At 41.4% G+C, this 17,701-nt stretch carries 16 protein-coding genes; 6 read left to right on the forward strand and 10 right to left on the reverse strand.

What is annotated here, in order from left to right:
• Positions 1-4 precede the first annotated feature (4 nt).
• Positions 5-586 (forward strand): hypothetical protein, encoded by a 582-nt coding sequence (locus tag V1500_RS16550; protein ID WP_409300901.1) that lies wholly within the window; start codon positions 5-7, stop codon positions 584-586.
• On the opposite strand, the gene V1500_RS16555 is transcribed toward V1500_RS16550, so the two are convergent.
• The 4 genes from V1500_RS16555 to V1500_RS16570 form a co-directional block, all read right to left on the reverse strand.
• A complete protein-coding gene (locus V1500_RS16555) occupies positions 583-1,602 on the reverse strand; it encodes a DMT family transporter (RefSeq protein ID WP_409300903.1) in 1,020 nt (339 codons plus the stop codon). The genes V1500_RS16550 and V1500_RS16555 overlap by 4 nt on opposite strands.
• A gap of 185 nt (positions 1,603-1,787) precedes the next feature.
• A complete protein-coding gene (locus tag V1500_RS16560; protein WP_409300905.1) occupies positions 1,788-2,741 on the reverse strand; it encodes an alpha/beta hydrolase fold domain-containing protein in 954 nt (317 codons plus the stop codon).
• A gap of 180 nt (positions 2,742-2,921) precedes the next feature.
• Positions 2,922-3,290, reverse strand: coding sequence for a hypothetical protein (locus V1500_RS16565; RefSeq protein ID WP_409300907.1), 369 nt, complete (start codon positions 3,288-3,290; stop codon positions 2,922-2,924).
• 180 nt (positions 3,291-3,470) lie between these two features.
• A complete protein-coding gene (locus V1500_RS16570; RefSeq protein WP_409300908.1) occupies positions 3,471-5,252 on the reverse strand; it encodes a S9 family peptidase in 1,782 nt (593 codons plus the stop codon).
• 224 nt (positions 5,253-5,476) lie between these two features.
• Here V1500_RS16570 and V1500_RS16575 point away from each other — a divergent pair, with 224 nt between their 5' ends.
• Complete coding sequence (locus tag V1500_RS16575) at positions 5,477-6,679, forward strand: right-handed parallel beta-helix repeat-containing protein (protein ID WP_409300910.1); 1,203 nt, start codon at positions 5,477-5,479, stop codon at positions 6,677-6,679.
• Positions 6,680-7,167: 488 nt separating this feature from the next.
• On the opposite strand, the gene V1500_RS16580 is transcribed toward V1500_RS16575, so the two are convergent.
• The 3 genes from V1500_RS16580 to V1500_RS16590 form a co-directional block, all read right to left on the reverse strand.
• Positions 7,168-10,197, reverse strand: coding sequence for a glycoside hydrolase family 2 TIM barrel-domain containing protein (locus tag V1500_RS16580; protein WP_409300912.1), 3,030 nt, complete (start codon positions 10,195-10,197; stop codon positions 7,168-7,170).
• 89 nt (positions 10,198-10,286) lie between these two features.
• Complete coding sequence (locus V1500_RS16585) at positions 10,287-10,526, reverse strand: response regulator (protein WP_409300914.1); 240 nt, start codon at positions 10,524-10,526, stop codon at positions 10,287-10,289.
• 470 nt (positions 10,527-10,996) lie between these two features.
• On the reverse strand, positions 10,997-11,749 hold the full coding sequence (locus tag V1500_RS16590; protein WP_409300916.1) for a protein-glutamine gamma-glutamyltransferase: 753 nt from the start codon (positions 11,747-11,749) through the stop codon (positions 10,997-10,999).
• A 243-nt stretch (positions 11,750-11,992) separates the two neighbouring features.
• On the opposite strand from V1500_RS16590, the gene V1500_RS16595 reads away from it, so the two are divergent.
• Entirely contained in the window at positions 11,993-12,193 is a 201-nt protein-coding gene (locus V1500_RS16595) for a hypothetical protein (protein WP_409300917.1), read from the forward strand.
• Between the two features lie 39 nt (positions 12,194-12,232).
• On the forward strand, positions 12,233-12,472 hold the full coding sequence (locus V1500_RS16600; protein ID WP_409306017.1) for an OsmC family protein: 240 nt from the start codon (positions 12,233-12,235) through the stop codon (positions 12,470-12,472).
• A gap of 98 nt (positions 12,473-12,570) precedes the next feature.
• On the opposite strand, the gene V1500_RS16605 is transcribed toward V1500_RS16600, so the two are convergent.
• Entirely contained in the window at positions 12,571-13,224 is a 654-nt protein-coding gene (locus tag V1500_RS16605) for a DUF421 domain-containing protein (protein ID WP_409300919.1), read from the reverse strand.
• 286 nt (positions 13,225-13,510) lie between these two features.
• On the opposite strand from V1500_RS16605, the gene V1500_RS16610 reads away from it, so the two are divergent.
• The gene (locus V1500_RS16610) at positions 13,511-15,004 is read left to right on the forward strand and encodes a peptide MFS transporter (RefSeq protein WP_409300921.1); all 1,494 of its coding nucleotides are present in this window, start codon (positions 13,511-13,513) and stop codon (positions 15,002-15,004) included.
• 79 nt (positions 15,005-15,083) lie between these two features.
• Here V1500_RS16610 and V1500_RS16615 read toward each other — a convergent pair whose 3' ends face one another.
• Positions 15,084-15,866: an SDR family oxidoreductase gene (locus tag V1500_RS16615; RefSeq protein WP_409300923.1), complete on the reverse strand. Its 783-nt coding sequence runs from the start codon at positions 15,864-15,866 to the stop codon at positions 15,084-15,086.
• 168 nt (positions 15,867-16,034) lie between these two features.
• Positions 16,035-16,163, reverse strand: coding sequence for a hypothetical protein (locus V1500_RS16620; protein WP_409300925.1), 129 nt, complete (start codon positions 16,161-16,163; stop codon positions 16,035-16,037).
• Positions 16,164-16,611: 448 nt separating this feature from the next.
• Between V1500_RS16620 and rsgA the strand changes: the two genes are divergently transcribed.
• Positions 16,612-17,670: a ribosome small subunit-dependent GTPase A gene (gene rsgA, locus V1500_RS16625; protein WP_409300927.1), complete on the forward strand. Its 1,059-nt coding sequence runs from the start codon at positions 16,612-16,614 to the stop codon at positions 17,668-17,670.
• Positions 17,671-17,701: the final 31 nt, after the last annotated feature.

Raw genomic sequence — 17,701 nt, forward strand, 5'->3', positions numbered from 1 at the left:
TAGTATGAATCGAAAATTAGTCACCGCCCTAAGTTTTGTTTATGTCTTATTCATGGCGGTGCTTGCACTTTATTATAATTCTGCCGGCCAGTCCTTTAGATTCCTTGTTGCGATTGGCGGTATAGCTTGCGGGCTAATCCCATTGTTTCTAGCCATTTTTTTCAAGCTTAACTTCAACCTGCCGTTAGTCGTTTCCTATTTGGTGTTCCTATTCGCTTCTCAATACCTGGGATCGTTAAGAGGTTGGTATGGTCTTGGCTGGTGGGATACATTTCTTCATTTTTTAAGCGGTGTACTCCTTGCATTTCTGGCAATCGCGCTATATGAGCGATTCATCCACAGGAACGCAGACAGCGGCATTTCGCCCTGGTTCGTCTTTTTATTCATTTGGTCCCTCGCAGTCCTCGGGGGGGTTCTGTGGGAAATGTACGAATTCAGCTCAGATCAGTTTTTTGGCCTTACCCTGCAAGGGGGCGGCAATTCCGATACTATGATTGATTTAATATCCGACACTGCTGGTGGCCTTGTAATTGCAATATGGGCTGGAATCCGTTCAGTATTTAAAGTAAAAGGGAGCAATGGCTAATACCGATTATTCCCTTTTTCCTCAGTCAAAGGAATAACTGGTTCTCCCACGTCTTGCGGGACCCCTCCGCTTGCCAATCCTTCGTTTTTACGTCTATTGGGCTGTTCTTTAAATAGGTTAGTCCCTATAACGCCTGCAATAATCATGATCGAACCAAAAACATGGTACATGTTAATCTGTTCGTCTAAAAATACTGCCCCTGCGAGGATGGAGATTACAGTTGAAAGATTCGAAAAGATACCCATCTTCGACGCGGATAAGACTGACAAGATATAATTAGACAAAAAGGAAGTTAAGATTGTCGCAAAGATTGCAAGAAAGAGGACGGAGTATAGAAATTCTTCTTTTCTCCATAAAAATAGGTACTGCCGTATACTTCCATTGCTGATATTTGTCGCGAAAGCATAAGTGTTGAAAAATAAAAAACCAAACGATGCCATAATGTAGGTCAAATGAATCGGGTTAAATGTGATGGACAAATACCTTCCTAGAACTGCATAGCCGGAGATTGAGCAGCAGGACAGCAGCAAAAAGAAGATTCCAATAAATCGGGATTCTGACACATCAAAGGTGGCTCCGTTCATAATAAAAATGTAGATTACACCGGAAATGGAAAGGGAAATAAATATTATTTGCAGAATGTTCACTTTCTCTTTAAGAAAGATGGCAGCCATCAAAGCGGTTAAAGCGGGTGAAAAGGCAAGGATTATCCCGCCCTCCGCTGAAGATGTATAATCCAATCCAAAAGCCTGAAAGCTGAAAAAGAAGATTGGATAGAAAACTGCCAGCATAGCCAGAAAGAGCAAAGACTTCTTATCCATCTCCTTTACTGATATTTTTCTCTTTCCAGAAAAGGCCCAATAAATGCTTAACAGAAGCCAAGCAAAGAAAAAGCGGTATCCTAATGCGTCAACTGGAGATGTAGCTTCTAAAGCAATTTTTGTTAACAGAAAGGACAGCCCAACAATTGAAGCATTCACAATGGCTGCTGTATAGACCAGCGCTGCAGTTTTCATAGTTTTTACCTGCTTTCTATTTTTCTATTTTCAACATTTCTTGTCTTAAAGGTAAACCCTATAACAACTCGCCACTACGTGAAATAGAATGATGATTACCTACATCTTTAGTCTGATTATCAAAAAGTCCTTTAGAAAGCTACAATAAAAGGAGTATGGCAAACTACCAATACTCCTTTCCCGGTTTATACATTTACATTCTGTATTGTTCCTGCATTAAGGAAATCCCCAATTAGCTCATAAACTTCTTTAATGTCAACGCTCGAATCCATCAGGCTGAATAGATTGAAGAACCCATGAATCAGGCCGTCATATCGCTTAATATCGACTTCTACACCTGCTTCCTTCAGTTTTTCCCCATATGCTTCCCCCTCATCCCGTAATGGATCATATTCAGCAGTAATAATAAGTGCAGGCGGAAGTCCTCCTAAATCTGGGGCAGTAATAGGCGCCAAGTAATACCTCTTTTCTTCTGTATTGGCATTCAGAACGTACATTTTACTAAAAAACGACATAGAAGAAGCCGTTAAAAAGTAACCGCTTTCGTTTTCGACATACGATTTGTATTTCTTCGGATGATAATGATCGGTGGCGGGATAAAGAAGGACTTGCCTGTGTACTTTGAATTCGCGCTCTTCTTTTGCCATGATGGAAACCACTGCGGCCAGGTTTCCTCCCGCACTGTCACCCGCTACGGAAACCTTATTTTTGTCTCCATTGATGTCATCAGCATGCTCATACGCCCACTTTGTGGCTGCATAACAGTCGTATACTGCTGCCGGAAACGGATTTTCTGGGGCAAGCCTATATTCGACAGAAATCAGTAAATGTTTGGATGCTTTTACAATACTTCTGCATACTGGATCATGGCTTTCTATGCTGCCGGAAACAAATCCTCCGCCATGGAAAAATACAACAACAGGAAAAGGACCATCACCTTCAGGTATGTATATACGGACAGGCAAATCTCCCCCAGGGCCGCAGATTACCTGATCATATACTTCCTTCACTTGTTCAACACTTCCTGCAGGCACAGTATTAAATCTGGACCTTACATCCTCCAAAGTCGGTGCGTATCCTTCAGGAACCTGAGGCAATAAATTTTCCAAAAAGAATTTCATCTTAGGATTCAAAACCATAACTTTCCCCCTCTGAGAAATAGTAATATTTTGTAAGATATTATTTGTGTCCTAGATTCAATTCCACATACCAGCCAATACTTCCTGCAAGGATTCTTAGAGCAAGTAAAGTGGGCAGCCGACTGCCGCAAAGAGTCGACTTCACCCTATTCTAGGGCAGACTGTATTTCCCCCTGAGCATTATGCATCTTTATTGACCCTATTTTTGACTTCTTCCATTTTTGAATAAAAGCTTTTATCCATATCGATATTAAAATAATTCGCAAATTTCACCAGATATGCAATACAATCAGCAATTTCCTTCCCTATATTTTCTCTATGCGCTTCTTTCGCTATCTCAAATGCATGTTGTATATCTTCCGCTTCACTGTTTTTTATTGTAGCATTGAAAACAGACCTGAATTCTTCGGCAATTTCCCCTATCTCAGTCGTAAGCAGCAAATAATTATGCAGTAATGATGTCTTCGTTTCTTCATAGTTTTGATCAGTTATATGCCAATTCATATCTTTCTGGTATTTTCGCAGAAATTCCTGTATTTCTTTCATCATGTTGGCCCCTCTTCGTTTTGCTATGATTCTATCATATTGATATTCATTGGCAGTTTCCCGGTCGATTGAAGTGTCGCTTCAAACTCACAGTGTTATTCCCATTTTGAATAAAGAATACGAACAGCCCCGGCTTAATGAAAAAGCGGTCCCTTCAGACATAAGAAAGAACCGCTTGCCCAATTAAATATGTGAATCCAGGAATTCTAGTACTTTACGATATACCCTGATTTCATTTTCTTTTTTGGAGAATCCATGACCTTCATCCTCAAGGACTAGGTATTCCACTTCTCTGCCTTTTTCTTTCAAAGCCTTTACGATCTGGTCCGATTCTGCCTTAACCACGCGAGGATCAGTTGCCCCCTGGATAACAAGCATAGGCTTAGTCATTGTATCCAGGTAGGTGATAGGTGAATCTTCCTCTAGCTTATCCTTATTCTCAACCGGGTCGCCTACCCACTGTTTCATCATAGGCTTCCAGTGCTCCGGAACTGACTCGATAAAACTAAACAGGTTGCTTGGACCGAAAATATCGACAACAGCCTTAAAATAGTCAGGATGCCTGCCATGCAGGAGCAGCGCCATGTATCCGCCAAAGCTCCCACCCATTAACAGGATCTTGTCCCGGTCCGCATAGCCTTCTTTAATCAAATACTCCAATCCTTCCACGTTATCTAATCGAGGAGCATGTCCCCATTCCGCCTCAATCATTTTTGTAAACTTTAGTCCATAACCTGTAGAACCACGGAAATTAGGAGCAAAGATGCTATAACCCCGATGTACAAGAAACTGGAAGAGAGACCGGAAGCTTTCACGCTCTGCTGCCTGAGGGCCACCATGCGGCCATAATATAACATGCCCATTGCTATTTTCCTCTTTCGCCTTAAAAAATAGTGCTTCAATGCTCAAACCATCGAAGGATGGATAAGTTAGCACTTCAGGCTGGACAAGTTCCTCCTCCTTAACTCCAGGCACACCGAAATTGGTGAGCGTACTCCATTCGCCATTTTCCCTTTTATAAATGTTGAACGGACGAGTGGCCGTACGGCCCAGCAAGTAGACATTTCCAGATTCGGACACCTTGAAATACTCCACTACACTTGTCGGGATTTCAATGGTTTCGATAGACCCTTTCGCAATGGAATATTTAAATAGATGATCACGGACTCCCTTTTGGCTAGAGATATAAAGCGCATTTGTCGACTTGTCATACACAAGAGCTGAAAAATCCTCTCCCTCTATTGCCTGAACTCTTTCAAATGTCCTGGTTTGAAGATCGAATTTTGCCAGATAAGATAAATCTTCTTCAAAATTGGTAATCAGATAAATTTCAGACTCCGAAACAAAAACCGCTCCTGAAACAGTGTGCTGCGGCTCGGCTGAAGGAGTCAGCAAAATTTCTTCCTCTCCATCAAGTACATATGCAAGAGAATATGTATTGGCAAACGTTCTTAGATACAAAAACTTTTTCTCATCCGGACTCTTCCCTGTCAAAAAGGTAGGTCCTTTTTGCCCGTGAACGATTACTTTCTCTTCTTCTGTCTCTAAATCATAGCAATAACCTTTTAAGAACATCGAATCTTCCTTGTTGGATGTATAATATAACCGCTTTCCATCCTCAGAAAGAAGAGGGATCATCTGCTTGGTATTATCAGCAAAACGAACAGGCTTCATTTGCCCTCCCTGTGGAGGCAAAGCATAGATCTGGCCATTTTCATCTCCATCTTTATCCATAACCGCAACAATGAACTTTCCATTTTTGTCATAGACAAGCTCGCTGATGCTCTGATTTTCAAAGGTTAACGGATATGGAAATACATTAGGCAGGTCCATTGCCCAAAGATTATATTTCCCACTAAAGTTTGTACTGAAAACCAGCTGGGACTCATCCGGGCTTACAGCAAAGGTTTGAATTCCGAAGGTCTGAAAGAAATATTCCACATCTGGTTTAGAAAAGGTTAACATGCATGGTCCCCCCAAATTATCTAAAAATTGTCCACCTTAATAATTCGAGATGCGAAAGATTTTTCCTCTATTCTAATATAAAAATTTTTGAGCATTAATTACAGAACCTCTGAGGGATTGATTTATAAAAAAAGAGGAATTGATGGAAAAAATATCGTATTTCTCGGCCAACTTCCTATATAATCTAAAATAGTAATATAATACAAAATTAGGAGGACCTCATCATGAAAAAAATTATTGGACTGCTTTTGCTATCATTCCTAGTAATCTTTGCAGCTGTTCCAATTACTTCATCCGCTGCTACTCTGCCAACCTACTCGATTACAGATAAGAGCAATCCTTTGAGCGGGGCATTCATGAAATTCAGTACGTATAATAAATCCACAAAGCATTATTATGTAATCCGCTCATATTTAGAGAAGTTCGAGAAACAAAAAGGCGGAACACTCATTCTTAAGAAGGGGACATACAGTGTATCTAACACATTATATGTTCCATCGAATGTCACAATAATCCTTGAAGATGGAGTTAAAATTGTCAAAAGCAATGTCACAGGCACTAAGTCCTTCGGCCCTTCCCGTTCCATTTTCCAATTGATTCGTCCTTCCTTGTCAGCCAAGAAAGGTGTATACGGAAAATATGGTGGGGAGAAAAATATCTCTTTCATCGGGAAGGGTACTGCAATTATCGATTTAAGGTTTAATAATGATAACATCGCCATCATAGCCGGGCATAACCAGAACATAAAAGTGGAAAATATCCGGTTTCAGAATATGAAGTCGGGACATTTCATCGAAATGGACGCGACAAGCAATGCGTCGATAAAGAATAATGTATTTGAGAACTCCGTCGCATCCCCGAACAAGAATAAGGAAGCGATTAACCTTGACACACCGGATAGAGAGACGCAGGGCTGGAGCCAGCAGTGGAGCAAGTATGATAAAACACCAAATCGCTATGTGACCATTGAGAAAAACATATTTAAGAATCTTGACCGCTCTGTTGGCACACATAAATATTCAGGCGGCTCCTATCACGACCACATCACATTCAGACAAAATACGATTGAAAATATGCGTAATGATGCTATCCGTGTAATGAACTGGTCTAATGCTGTAATAGAAAATAATGTGTTCCGCAAAATCACTGACGGTACTCGAAACCTAAGAGGAATCCTCGCAAGCGGAGCGCTAAACCCTACATTTCAATATAATCATTTTGAAGCAGTGGCACGGCCCATACAGTTTTTGCCGTGGCAAAATTCAGGCCCAGGGTCCAATTATGCAATTACTTATAATAAACTCACTGAAGCAAATCTAGAAGCACTAAAAAATAATACGGTTACAAACTCCACGGAAGATTTTATTAGAATAAACAGCAAGTTCAACATCTATGATGATACGGTTAAAGTTTATCTTTCTCGCTAAAAAACGCATATAAAAGACGCTGGGAGCTCATCCTCAGCGTCTTTCCTTTTCCCACCGCTTATCCTATTGCTGTTCCACCATTTGCTCCATCGGTCCGCCTTATGTAGAAGACAAAAGACTGATAATCCCCACACGTTTAGCTAACTGCCCATTGACGCCACGCAAACTCTGTCGGGAGGGTTAGCCCCGCCTGCATTAACATATCCCCGAAGAATACTTCCCTCTCTCCATTGACAGATCAAACCTCGCAGATTAAGGGTTTGGTGATTGAACCAGCTGGGAGCAGCCAGTACCTTGTACCAGCCAGCCGTCGCTTCGGATTGATCCTTGCTCAGCATCATTGTAGTTTGTTTTTAACAGCTGTAGTTACCCAAAGATGTCTATCATATATCTTTAAAAGGGACTGAATAATATGACATAAATAGCTCCGTTAATGGCAGGATATCGTTTAGTGTTATTCCGAGGAAGCTAATTTATCTTCAAATTCCTTACATTCTTTGTATCTTAAAGTCAAATTCCATATTTTCATTGGCATGGATTAGATATTCATCATGAACTGGCGCCCCCCAGCTGTCATCACCGCCAACTCCCATTTGCCTTCCCGCAATTGTTATGACCGTATAATGGCGATTCGGAAGCTCAAACGCGTGCTGAGCGTTCTCAAGTTCCAGTGCAGTATATGGTGAAAGGCTGCATTCAATTGGCTTGTTACCTGATGAAATCTTGATACCTTGTCCTTTCTTGTTTGTGACTTCCACCCAGCGGACACCCGTCCGATTTCCAGACTCCTGCGGCATCAGATAAGCCGACATATTGGCCTGGACTGTATGTTCAAAAATACCCAGCCTTGCTCCGTTTGCACGGTCAGAATAATTCTCTTCAGGGCCCATTGCATACCACTTTAAGTTGTCATAATCAGCAGGAATCTTGAAGCTCAATGCAAAAATTGGCATTCGCGGCAGGCCCTCTGCACCTTTATAAGAAGACTTCACTCCAATGCTGCCATCTGCAAACACGGAATAGATGGTCCTAACTTGAATATCGTGATGGATTGAAAATTTGTATGTAAAGGCAACCTGTACGCTATCTCTTCTTTCTATAACATCGAACGCTACATGCCTGCGGGCAACAGTTGCAGCAAGCCAGACTCCCGAAAGATAGCTTAGTCCAAATCCACGGTCATTGTCCGTTGTCGCACGCCAGAACACTGGGTATGGAGGAAAGGAAATCATTTCTCTGCCGGCATAGTTCATGGAGACAAGACTGCCAACCTGCTTGGAAAACATGATAGTGAAGTCCTCCCCATGAATGCCGAGATTCACATCTCCCTTAACTACACGGAGCTCACCAACCATCTTGGCAGGCGTTACCGTTTGCACCTCGAATACATGCTGCCCAAAGGCAATTTCGTATCCAGCTTCTGCCCAAGATGTGCTTTCTTTCAAGATCAGGGACGAATGGATACAATATTCTCCAGCGTCCTCAATCAATTCTTCCTGCAGCTGATGTTCAATGAATACCTTGGTTTTTGGAGCAACAAACACCTCAAAATGCTGCTTAGACAATTCCTTTCCTTCACGGAAAAGAACTACATTCAGTAAACAGTCGTGACCTGTTGAGAAGAGACTCTCATTTGTAATGACAGTACCGCCTTTTTGTGGTGTAAGTCTAAAGTTTTGATAAAGATATTTGACTTCCTGCATCTTAGGAGATTCTATGCGTGTTGCATAGACGAGCCCATTCGTACAGAAACCATAGTCTGTCGGGCGGTCGCCAAAGTCTCCGCCATATGCCAGAAAATCATTCCCATAGAAATCTTTTTTAACAAGCGATTGATCGATAAAGTCCCAAATAAAGCCACCCTGGTACATCGGATATTTCTTTTCCAGCGCCGTATATTTGTACATTCCGCCGACGGAATTTCCCATCGCATGCATATACTCGCAGCTGATATATGGCTTCTGCGGGTTTTCAGCCAAGTACATTTCGATTTCTTCAGGTTTCGCGTACATGCGGCTTTCCATGTCACTTGCATCCTGATAGTCCCTGTTGTGGAATACGCCTTCATAATGCACTAGACGATTTGAATCCTGCGATTTGAAATATTTGGATACATTCAAGATGACTTCTCCGGCATATGATTCGTTACCGCAAGACCAAATGAGGATGGATGGATGGTTTTTATCACGTTCATACATCGAAATGGCCCGATCCATCACGATATCCCGCCATTCCGGCTTGTTTCCGGGGATGTTCCAGGAAGGTTCTACAGTCCCCATCTTTTGCCATGACCCATGGGTTTCAAGATTCATTTCATCAATGACATATATTCCATATTCATCACAAAGTTCATACCAGAAAGTTTGATTAGGATAATGGGATGTACGTACCGCATTTATGTTATTGCGCTTTAACGTCTTGATATCCCAGAGCATATCCTCATTAGTAATAGCCCGGCCTGTACGACAATTGAATTCATGCCTGTTTATACCCTTAAATACTATTCTTTCACCGTTCAGGAGCATGACTTTGTCAATCAATTCAAACCGCCTGAAACCTACCTTCAGCGGGACTACCTCCACAAGATTGCCTCCACTGTCATATACCTGGAACAATACTTTGTACAAATATGGCTTCTCGGCACTCCACAATTCAGGACCGTCCACCTCGATCGATATATTTACGGTTCCACCACTATTGCTTGCATCTGCTGAACCAGTTAAACGGCCGTCAGCATCAAACAACTCCGCCATGACACGTGAATCATTGTTTTCTCCAATTAGTTTTAAATGAACTTTTACCGTTCCTTTCTTCAATGTAGAGTCCACTTCCGGGCGGACATCTGCGTCAAAAACGTGAATCTTCGGGACAGTGTATAGATACACTTCCCTGAATATTCCCGATAACCGCCAGAAATCCTGATCCTCTAACCAACTTCCTGTACTGCGCTGGTATACCTCTACTGCCAGCTTGTTCTCCCCTTCTATTAAATAAGGGGTGAGTTCAAAGTCAGCTGGTGAAAACGAATCCTCACTATACCCTACGAATTCACCATTAAGCCATATAAAGAAGGCAGATTCAACACCTTGAAACGAGATATAAAGTGGCATTCCTTCCATTTTCGTCGGCAAGGTAAAATACTTCACATAGCTGCCGACGGGATTTTTATCCTGTGGAATTTCAGGCGGACGTATGTCATTGTGGCCATCCCATGGATATATGGTATTTACATATTGCGGCTGTCCATGGCCCTGTAGCTGGATATGGCCGGGAACAGTAATATTCCCCCAGCCTCCGCACTGAAACTCTGTCTTAAAAAAGTCGGCAGGGCGTACATCGGGATTTACGGAATAGTGAAATTTCCATTCACCATTCAGGCTATGTCGCATGCTCATCGGTTCCCCCCTTTGTGCTTCTTTAAGCGTTGCATAATAAGAATGGTCCGAATGGGCAGCTAGCCGGTTGACTTGAAAGATTGTAAGATCCGTCAGCCAATTCACTGAAGGTTTTTGGGACATAGTTTAATAACTCCTTTTCACTTGGCATTTCATTTTTTTAATAGATTCCAGCATCCCAGCGACGAAATGCTTTTGCATCTGGAAAAAAATCAATGCGGATGGGAGGGCATGATTGCCTCCTTTTCCGGATAGGATAACGGCTTTTCACTATCTGTTAGTTCTTCTCCATCCATGATTTGCATCACAATATCTGTCAGAATAATATGCGGACTTACAGCATCAATTAATTCGAGTGCTTCATGGCCATTTCCAGCTTCTCCGACAATTTGAACCCCTCTTGCGCACTCTATAATATGCTTTATTCCCTCCCTAATCCAGAACCTCTCCATCGACTAGCAAGACACAGAATCTTTCATCAGATGACGTGTGTAAGCTGTTAAATATGTGAGCTTGTACTTGCTCGCACATGTGCACATATTTCCCCTTGCTTTACGAAGGCTCTTTTATCCATTTTATAACAGTGAAAAGGCTTTCTCTATTGAAAAATTTATCAACCCAGAACAAGTCGCTGAACGTTTCTATCACAAACAGAGATATGCATCTATATACGCCGATAAAAATAGGAGCGAGTGATTGAACAGCATAAAACTTGATTATGTGGAAAACAAAAGTGACCACGGTACAATACCGGGCCACTATTTAATATCCTTTTTTATACCATGCAACCAATCGTAGTAAACAACTTTCGCTGTTTATGAAGCTTGATAAATCACAGCTCTTTGTCCCGGCTTTTTTGTTCGCTCTCATTCGGCCTATTCGAAAAATGTAATTTTCAATGAAATTAAACCTTTCATATCGTTCACCTTCTGTATCGGTTCATAAGCATCTGTATAGCCCAATAATCTGGCCTGTTGATGTAGCTCATTAAGTATGCTGATTGCTTCGCATCCGGTCTGCGCAAATTGTTTAAGAATCTAATTATATTACTAGAACTTGTGATTCCGATTCCATGCCCGAAAAAGGTATCTCGTCCAAAAAATATGGCATTTTCCCCTCTCCATTGAGGTGTATCTGGGTGAAATTCGGGGTTTTTGAAGTATAAAATATCTCCCGGGACATATTCTTCACCGTATAATGCAACCAATTTAAAGTCCTCATCAAACTGCCAATCCATCAAATAAAGGTCTCGAAAATGCCGATTAAAAGCAGCGGGACCCAGAGAGTATAATGCCGCAAGATATAAAACAACAGCCATGCCAGTGGAACACTCAAATGCATATAATGAACCATTCCTTATAATATCTACAATGCCTGCCGAAGGTTCAATATGTTCCCGCAAAAGGAATCCACCATTGCTGAGCCGGTCCCAGTACATTTTATTGCATCTGGAATCTTTAAATGTTGAGAATGAAGCATCACTGTAATTAAGCTGCTCTGAAGCCTTCAAAGTATTCTCTCTAAATAGTAATTCAAACATCAGCTGCTCATATGATTGATATTGAAACATAGATGGATAGAATGCGAGATAGTCTACAATTATTCGCTGTCTCTCAGATGGAATATATTCATGGAGCTGCTCGGACGTTACGACCATATTACCTAGCAATATCATTTGCAGCCCTCCCACAATTTGCTTTACCATACCATTTTATGTGGGAAAGGGCTGGACCATTCAATTTCATCGACATAAAAAAGTTGACGGCCCTTCCCACACCTGTAAACGCTTCCAATCTCTGTCTCTGGCTAGCTTGTAAAAAAGAAAAGGTTTTGGCAGTAACATTTGTGGAAAAGATGTAAAGAAGCATTTTTAAACTAAGCCACTGAAATGAAAAAAGTATTAGACAGGAGGAAATGAATGGACAAGCCGGCTGCCTTCACTAAGATTGAAATCATTCAGGTAGATACAGCAAATAAAATACGAAAAGCTTCTATTGAGGGATTTGATGAACCGATTTACTTTGGAGTTCACGGAGGAGTAAAGGAGTTTTACGGTGTAAATCCAGAGGTTGAGTATCCATCCACACTGGATCATATTGTGGCTGCGGCCGGCGGCTGACTGGTCGGCACTCTTGCAGGCGCGCTGGAGGCGCGTAAAATTCCAACATCCCCAGATAAATTAACTGCAAATGTCGAAGGGATTATTGAAGCTCCCGAAGGGGTATTGAAAATCACCAGGATCAACGTTCATTATAATATCCAGGTGCCAAAAGGACTAGTGCCAGCAGCTGAACGGGCGCTATCAGTTTTTGAAAGAGGCTGCCCTGTTGCACAAACTCTAAAAGGAGCCATTGCTTTTACTCATACATCAACCATTCTTGAAACAGAAGATGCATAGATAGTAAAGCATTTCTTAACGGCTGCAGAAAAATTCTGCAGCCGTTATTTTGTACATGGGATAAATTCTTTTCGACTGATATGCATACCTTTTTCCATTCACAGGCAATGTTCATACTTCTTTATATAAAATCCTTCAGGTTTGGACCATTCAGCATAATAAATTTCCTCTACATTTGTGTGGCCCTCTTTTTTCAGCCCCTCTAAAAGCCATTCCTTACCTTTACCGAGAAATTGAAGATTGTTTTCATGTATGTTGCCTTCATTTACTACTAGAATGGATGGTTCTTCGGTAGCAGGTTGATCGGGGTACGTCAATACGCTTAATTCACCGTTTGTTTCCAAAAATGCATAATTTACTTCCTTTAAAGAAAAAATCCCTTTAAGCCTTAGCATTCCTCTTAACTCTTCAAGTTCAAGGTTTGCTGATTCAAGCTCTCTGATGCTTACCTTTCCCTTCATGATCAGGGGTTGGCTTCTCCCCTTTAATGGGGCCCGTAGAAAATCAAGTTTTTGTGTTAATTTTTCCACCCCGTAAATGATTCCTCCCCATATTGTAATGGAGAATAGCATTTGTGGAATAGTATGATCCCTATGATATATCGTCTCTTCAACAGTTCCCCCGAGTATTAATGCGTAAACAAAATCAAACGGGGTAACTTGTGACATATGCTTCTTTCCGACCAGGCGAGTGACAAGGAGCAATGCAGCCAGGCCTATCATCATTTTTAATACAATCGATAAATATATCATTTATTTGTCAACCTCCTGAACACTTTTGCATACCTACTTATTCCCCTATTTATCATGCAACCAATCTTAGTGGACTAAATTTCCATGGCTTTGATGGCCCGTTTTTCTTATACTTCGCAAGCCACATGCCAAAAGACCCAATTATTACTACAACTAAACATATTATATTTGTAATATAATATTATCCGGAAATATAATTTTCTTTTCAAAAAGTCCAATTTACTGAATATTTGACAAGTAAATCCTAAAACAAGTAATATATTAAAATAATAAAGGAGGAAGTTACATGTCATCAATGAATAGACAGAAAATTGTGGACAGCGTACCTCAAAAAGGGTTCTTCGGACATCCTAAAGGGCTTTTCACTCTTTTCTTCACTGAATTTTGGGAGCGGTTTTCTTACTACGGAATGAGAGCAATTCTTGTTTACTATATGTATTATGAAGTCTCCAAAGGCGGATTAGGCATTGATCAAACAACAGCAATGTCAATTGTATCCATTTACGGAGCGCTTGTTTATATGTCCGGCATTATCGGCGGCTGGATGGCCGACAGGTTATTCGGGACATCAAAAGCCGTTTTTTACGGCGGTATCTTGATTATGCTTGGACATATTGCACTTGCAATTCCTGGCAGTCTGGGGATGTTCTTCGTTTCCATGGTACTTATCGTACTTGGAACAGGTTTATTAAAGCCAAACGTATCCACGGTAGTAGGCGAAATGTATGCGGAAAATGATGTCCGCCGGGATGCTGGTTTCAGTATATTTTATATGGGAATAAACCTGGGCGGTTTTCTTGCTCCATTAGTGGTCGGTACGGTCAGCGATAAATATAATTTCCATGCTGGCTTCGCTATTGCTGCAGTTGGAATGCTATTTGGACTGATTGTATTTATGGCTACTAAGAAAAAAAACCTTGGGCTTGCAGGAACACTTCCTTCTAACCCTCTTTCTGCAGATGAAAAGAAAAAAGTATTCAGCGTGATTGGAATTGCTATAGTGATCCTTTCAGCCATTATCGCATTTTCAGTATCAAAAGGGGCCTTGACGATTGCGACATTTATTAATATTGTCGGTATACTCGCTATCATCATCCCGACACTTTATTTTATATTCATGTATCGAAGCCCAAAGACAAACTCAGTTGAACGCTCGCGGTTAATTGCTTATATCCCGCTGTTTATTGCAGCTGTTATGTTCTGGGCCATCCAGGAACAAGGTTCAACTATTTTGGCAAACTATGCGGACAAGCGTACACAGCTTGATTTTGCAGGGATTCATATTGTACCTGCCTGGTTCCAATCACTGAATCCATTATTCATTATCTTCCTAGCACCTGTTTTTGCATGGCTGTGGGTTAAGCTTGGCGATCGCCAGCCAACAGTTCCGCAAAAATTCGCTCTAGGGCTTTTATTTGCGGGTCTGTCATTCCTGGTAATCTTACTTCCTGCCTACTACGGAGGTTCTGATTCACTTGTAAGTCCATTATGGCTAGTATTAAGCTACTTCCTGGTTGTGATTGGGGAATTATGCTTATCTCCAGTCGGCCTTTCAGCTACAACAAAATTAGCCCCTGCTGCGTTCTCTGCCCAAACCATGAGCCTTTGGTTCTTGGCAAGTGCAGCAGCACAAGCTATCAACGCTCAACTAGTAAGATTTTACAAACCGGAAACAGAAATGGCGTATTTCGGCGTAATTGGTGCTGCTTCATTGGTACTGGGTATCATTTTGCTGCTCCTGGCTCCAAAAATCCAGCAATTTATGAAGGGAATCCGCTAATATAAACAGCTTGTCCTGCACTTGGACAAGCTGTTTTTTATTTGCCCAGCCTTTCATCATAAACTTGGTATAAAATGTGCTATCCTTGCAGCAAAGATTCGGTCCCATCAATGTAAATTTCAGTCCCGCTGATATGGCTTGAGTCATCGGAGGCAAGAAACAGGACAAGTTTTGCAACTTGTTCCGGGCTTCCGGGTCCTCCTTCAAGAGGCTGATTACCCTCAGGAAAGTCGACAGGAATTTTTATTTGATTTAATTCATCTGTTGGGTGGGTATTCTGCCCAATATTTGTTTCTATCGCACCCGGACAAATTGCGTTAACTCTAATCTTATATCGCGCCAATTCAAGTGCAGCCATTTTCATAAAAGCAACCTGGCCCGCTTTTGATGTACTGTAGGCAGACATGCCAATGTTGGAAAACACCCGATTTCCGTTAATAGAGCTTGTTATAATAATACTGCCACCATTTTTCTTTAAGTGTGGAATGGAGCTTTGCGTCAGCAAAAACGTCCCCTTCAAGTTAATCTCCACAGTCTTGTCCCATTCATCTGGGGACAGTTCCTCAATCGGCGCCAGGGTTCCGTTAATACCGGCATTGGCAAATACAATATCCAGTCTGCCCCAACGCTCTACAGCTTCTTGTGTGGCACGCTTCACCTGATCTGGTTCTGATACATCTACCTCCATCGCAAAGGCTATTCCCCCGTTTCCGGAAATTTCATCTACTACTTTTTGTGCACGTTTTTCCTTCAGATCCAAAATACAGACCTTTGCTCCTTGTGCAGCTAGCTTTATAGCTGCCGCCTTTCCAATTCCAGAACCTGCTCCGCTAACAATGGCAACTTTACCCTGCAGCTTCAATATGAATTCTCCTCCCTCTGTTTTCATGGCAAAATACTAATTGAAATATTGCAGCCTTTCTATTTTGGCGCCTATTGAGCCAAAGATATGTTTGAATAACCCAAGACCTAAGTAATGTAAAAATACAAAAAGATGCCCAGCGCGGCATCTTTTTGTATTGCAAACTATCTAGTTATCAATTACCTCATCTTCATTGCGGAATTCATTCACTTCTTTAAATAGATAATTAATATAAGAGTTTAATTGAAAACGATTTTCATCTACAAAATTGGAAAATGTGTTATTTTTCTCTTTCATTGTTGGTTCCTCCTGTTATCTCTTTGTATGTTACATTCCCGGTTTACTAAGTTTTCATGCATGGAAATTACTAACATAATAAATTTTTTCATTTATTATAGTTGGACCAATGTATTAACCTAAATGTTTTTTTGTTTATTGCCAGATTCCTATTTACAATTGTAACCATCTAATGTATATTAAAGGAAAATTTATGCAACTTTTAAAGGAGGAATGCAGTATGAAAAAGTCATTAATTGAAAGTGTCCATAATTTCATATCACAGCCCTCCGGTAGAGGCGGTATATAATTTTACTTTCTCTTTCATTTTAATGTGTCTCTTACCCCATGGGCTGTGTTCAGTCCATGGGTTTTTATGTATTCAGGCAGTATCTTTGCCTGCGCAAGGGACCGGTGCACCGGTCTTTTTTCATGCAATGGAACACATTACAATTTTGGAGGAAGAACATTGAATTTAAAACAATTAGGCTTTGATTCATTTTTCGAAGAAGGATTCGCTTCATACAAAGACACAAATTTCACGGTTGGAAGAGTTGCACTAGAACATAAAAAGATGTATCGGCTTTTTACAGAGCATGGAGAACTTCTGGCAGAAGTGACCGGAAAGCTAAGGCATATGGCCTCAGGACGGCAGGACTTTCCGGCAGTGGGCGATTGGGTAGTGATCAGTGTCAGGCTGGAAGAGCAGAAAGCCTCCATCCATGGAATCCTGCCCCGGAAGAGCAAATTTTCCAGAAAACAGGCTGGACTTACAACCGAGGAACAAATTGTGGCTGCTAATGTTGATACCGTATTCCTTATGAACGCGGTAAATTCCGACCTCAATCTGAGAAGGATTGAACGCTATTTGCTAATGGCATGGGAAAGCGGTGCCAACCCTGTTATCATCCTGAGCAAGTCTGATCTTTGCGACAATATTGAGCAAAGAACCAAAGAGGTAGAAAACATTGCAATGGGTGTGCCAATCCATGCGATCAGTGTTGAAAAAAAATGCGGGCTTGACCATTTAAATCCTTATCTTAAAGACGGCAAAACAATCGCTTTGCTTGGGTCATCGGGAGTTGGAAAATCCACTTTGACAAACGCACTGTTTGGCGGGGCGAAACAGGAAGTGAAGACAATAAGGGAAGATGATGATAAAGGACGCCATACGACAACCCATAGAGAACTGATCGTCTTAAAGAGCGGAGGAATTGTAATAGATACTCCCGGGATGCGTGAACTTCAGCTATGGGAGGCTGATGAAAGCTTTAGCCAGAGCTTTTCTGATATTGAATATTTGGCTTCACAGTGTAAATTTTCTGATTGCCAGCATAAAACCGAACCAGGATGTCAAGTACAGAACGCATTAACTACTGGTGACCTGGACCAAGACCGGTATAGGAATTATGTTAAACTCCAGCGTGAACTTGCTTATGTTGCACGGAAGGAAGATCAGCGTGCAGCCATGGCAGAAAGAGCCAAGTGGAAAAAGATTGCCGGTGATAGAACCAGAGTCAATCGATAATGATATGTTTGCAAGCCGCAAGCAGTCCTCT

Source organism: Peribacillus sedimenti (assembly GCF_046237635.1).
In the GTDB taxonomy this organism is placed as follows: Bacteria; Bacillota; Bacilli; order Bacillales; family DSM-1321; genus Peribacillus; species Peribacillus sedimenti.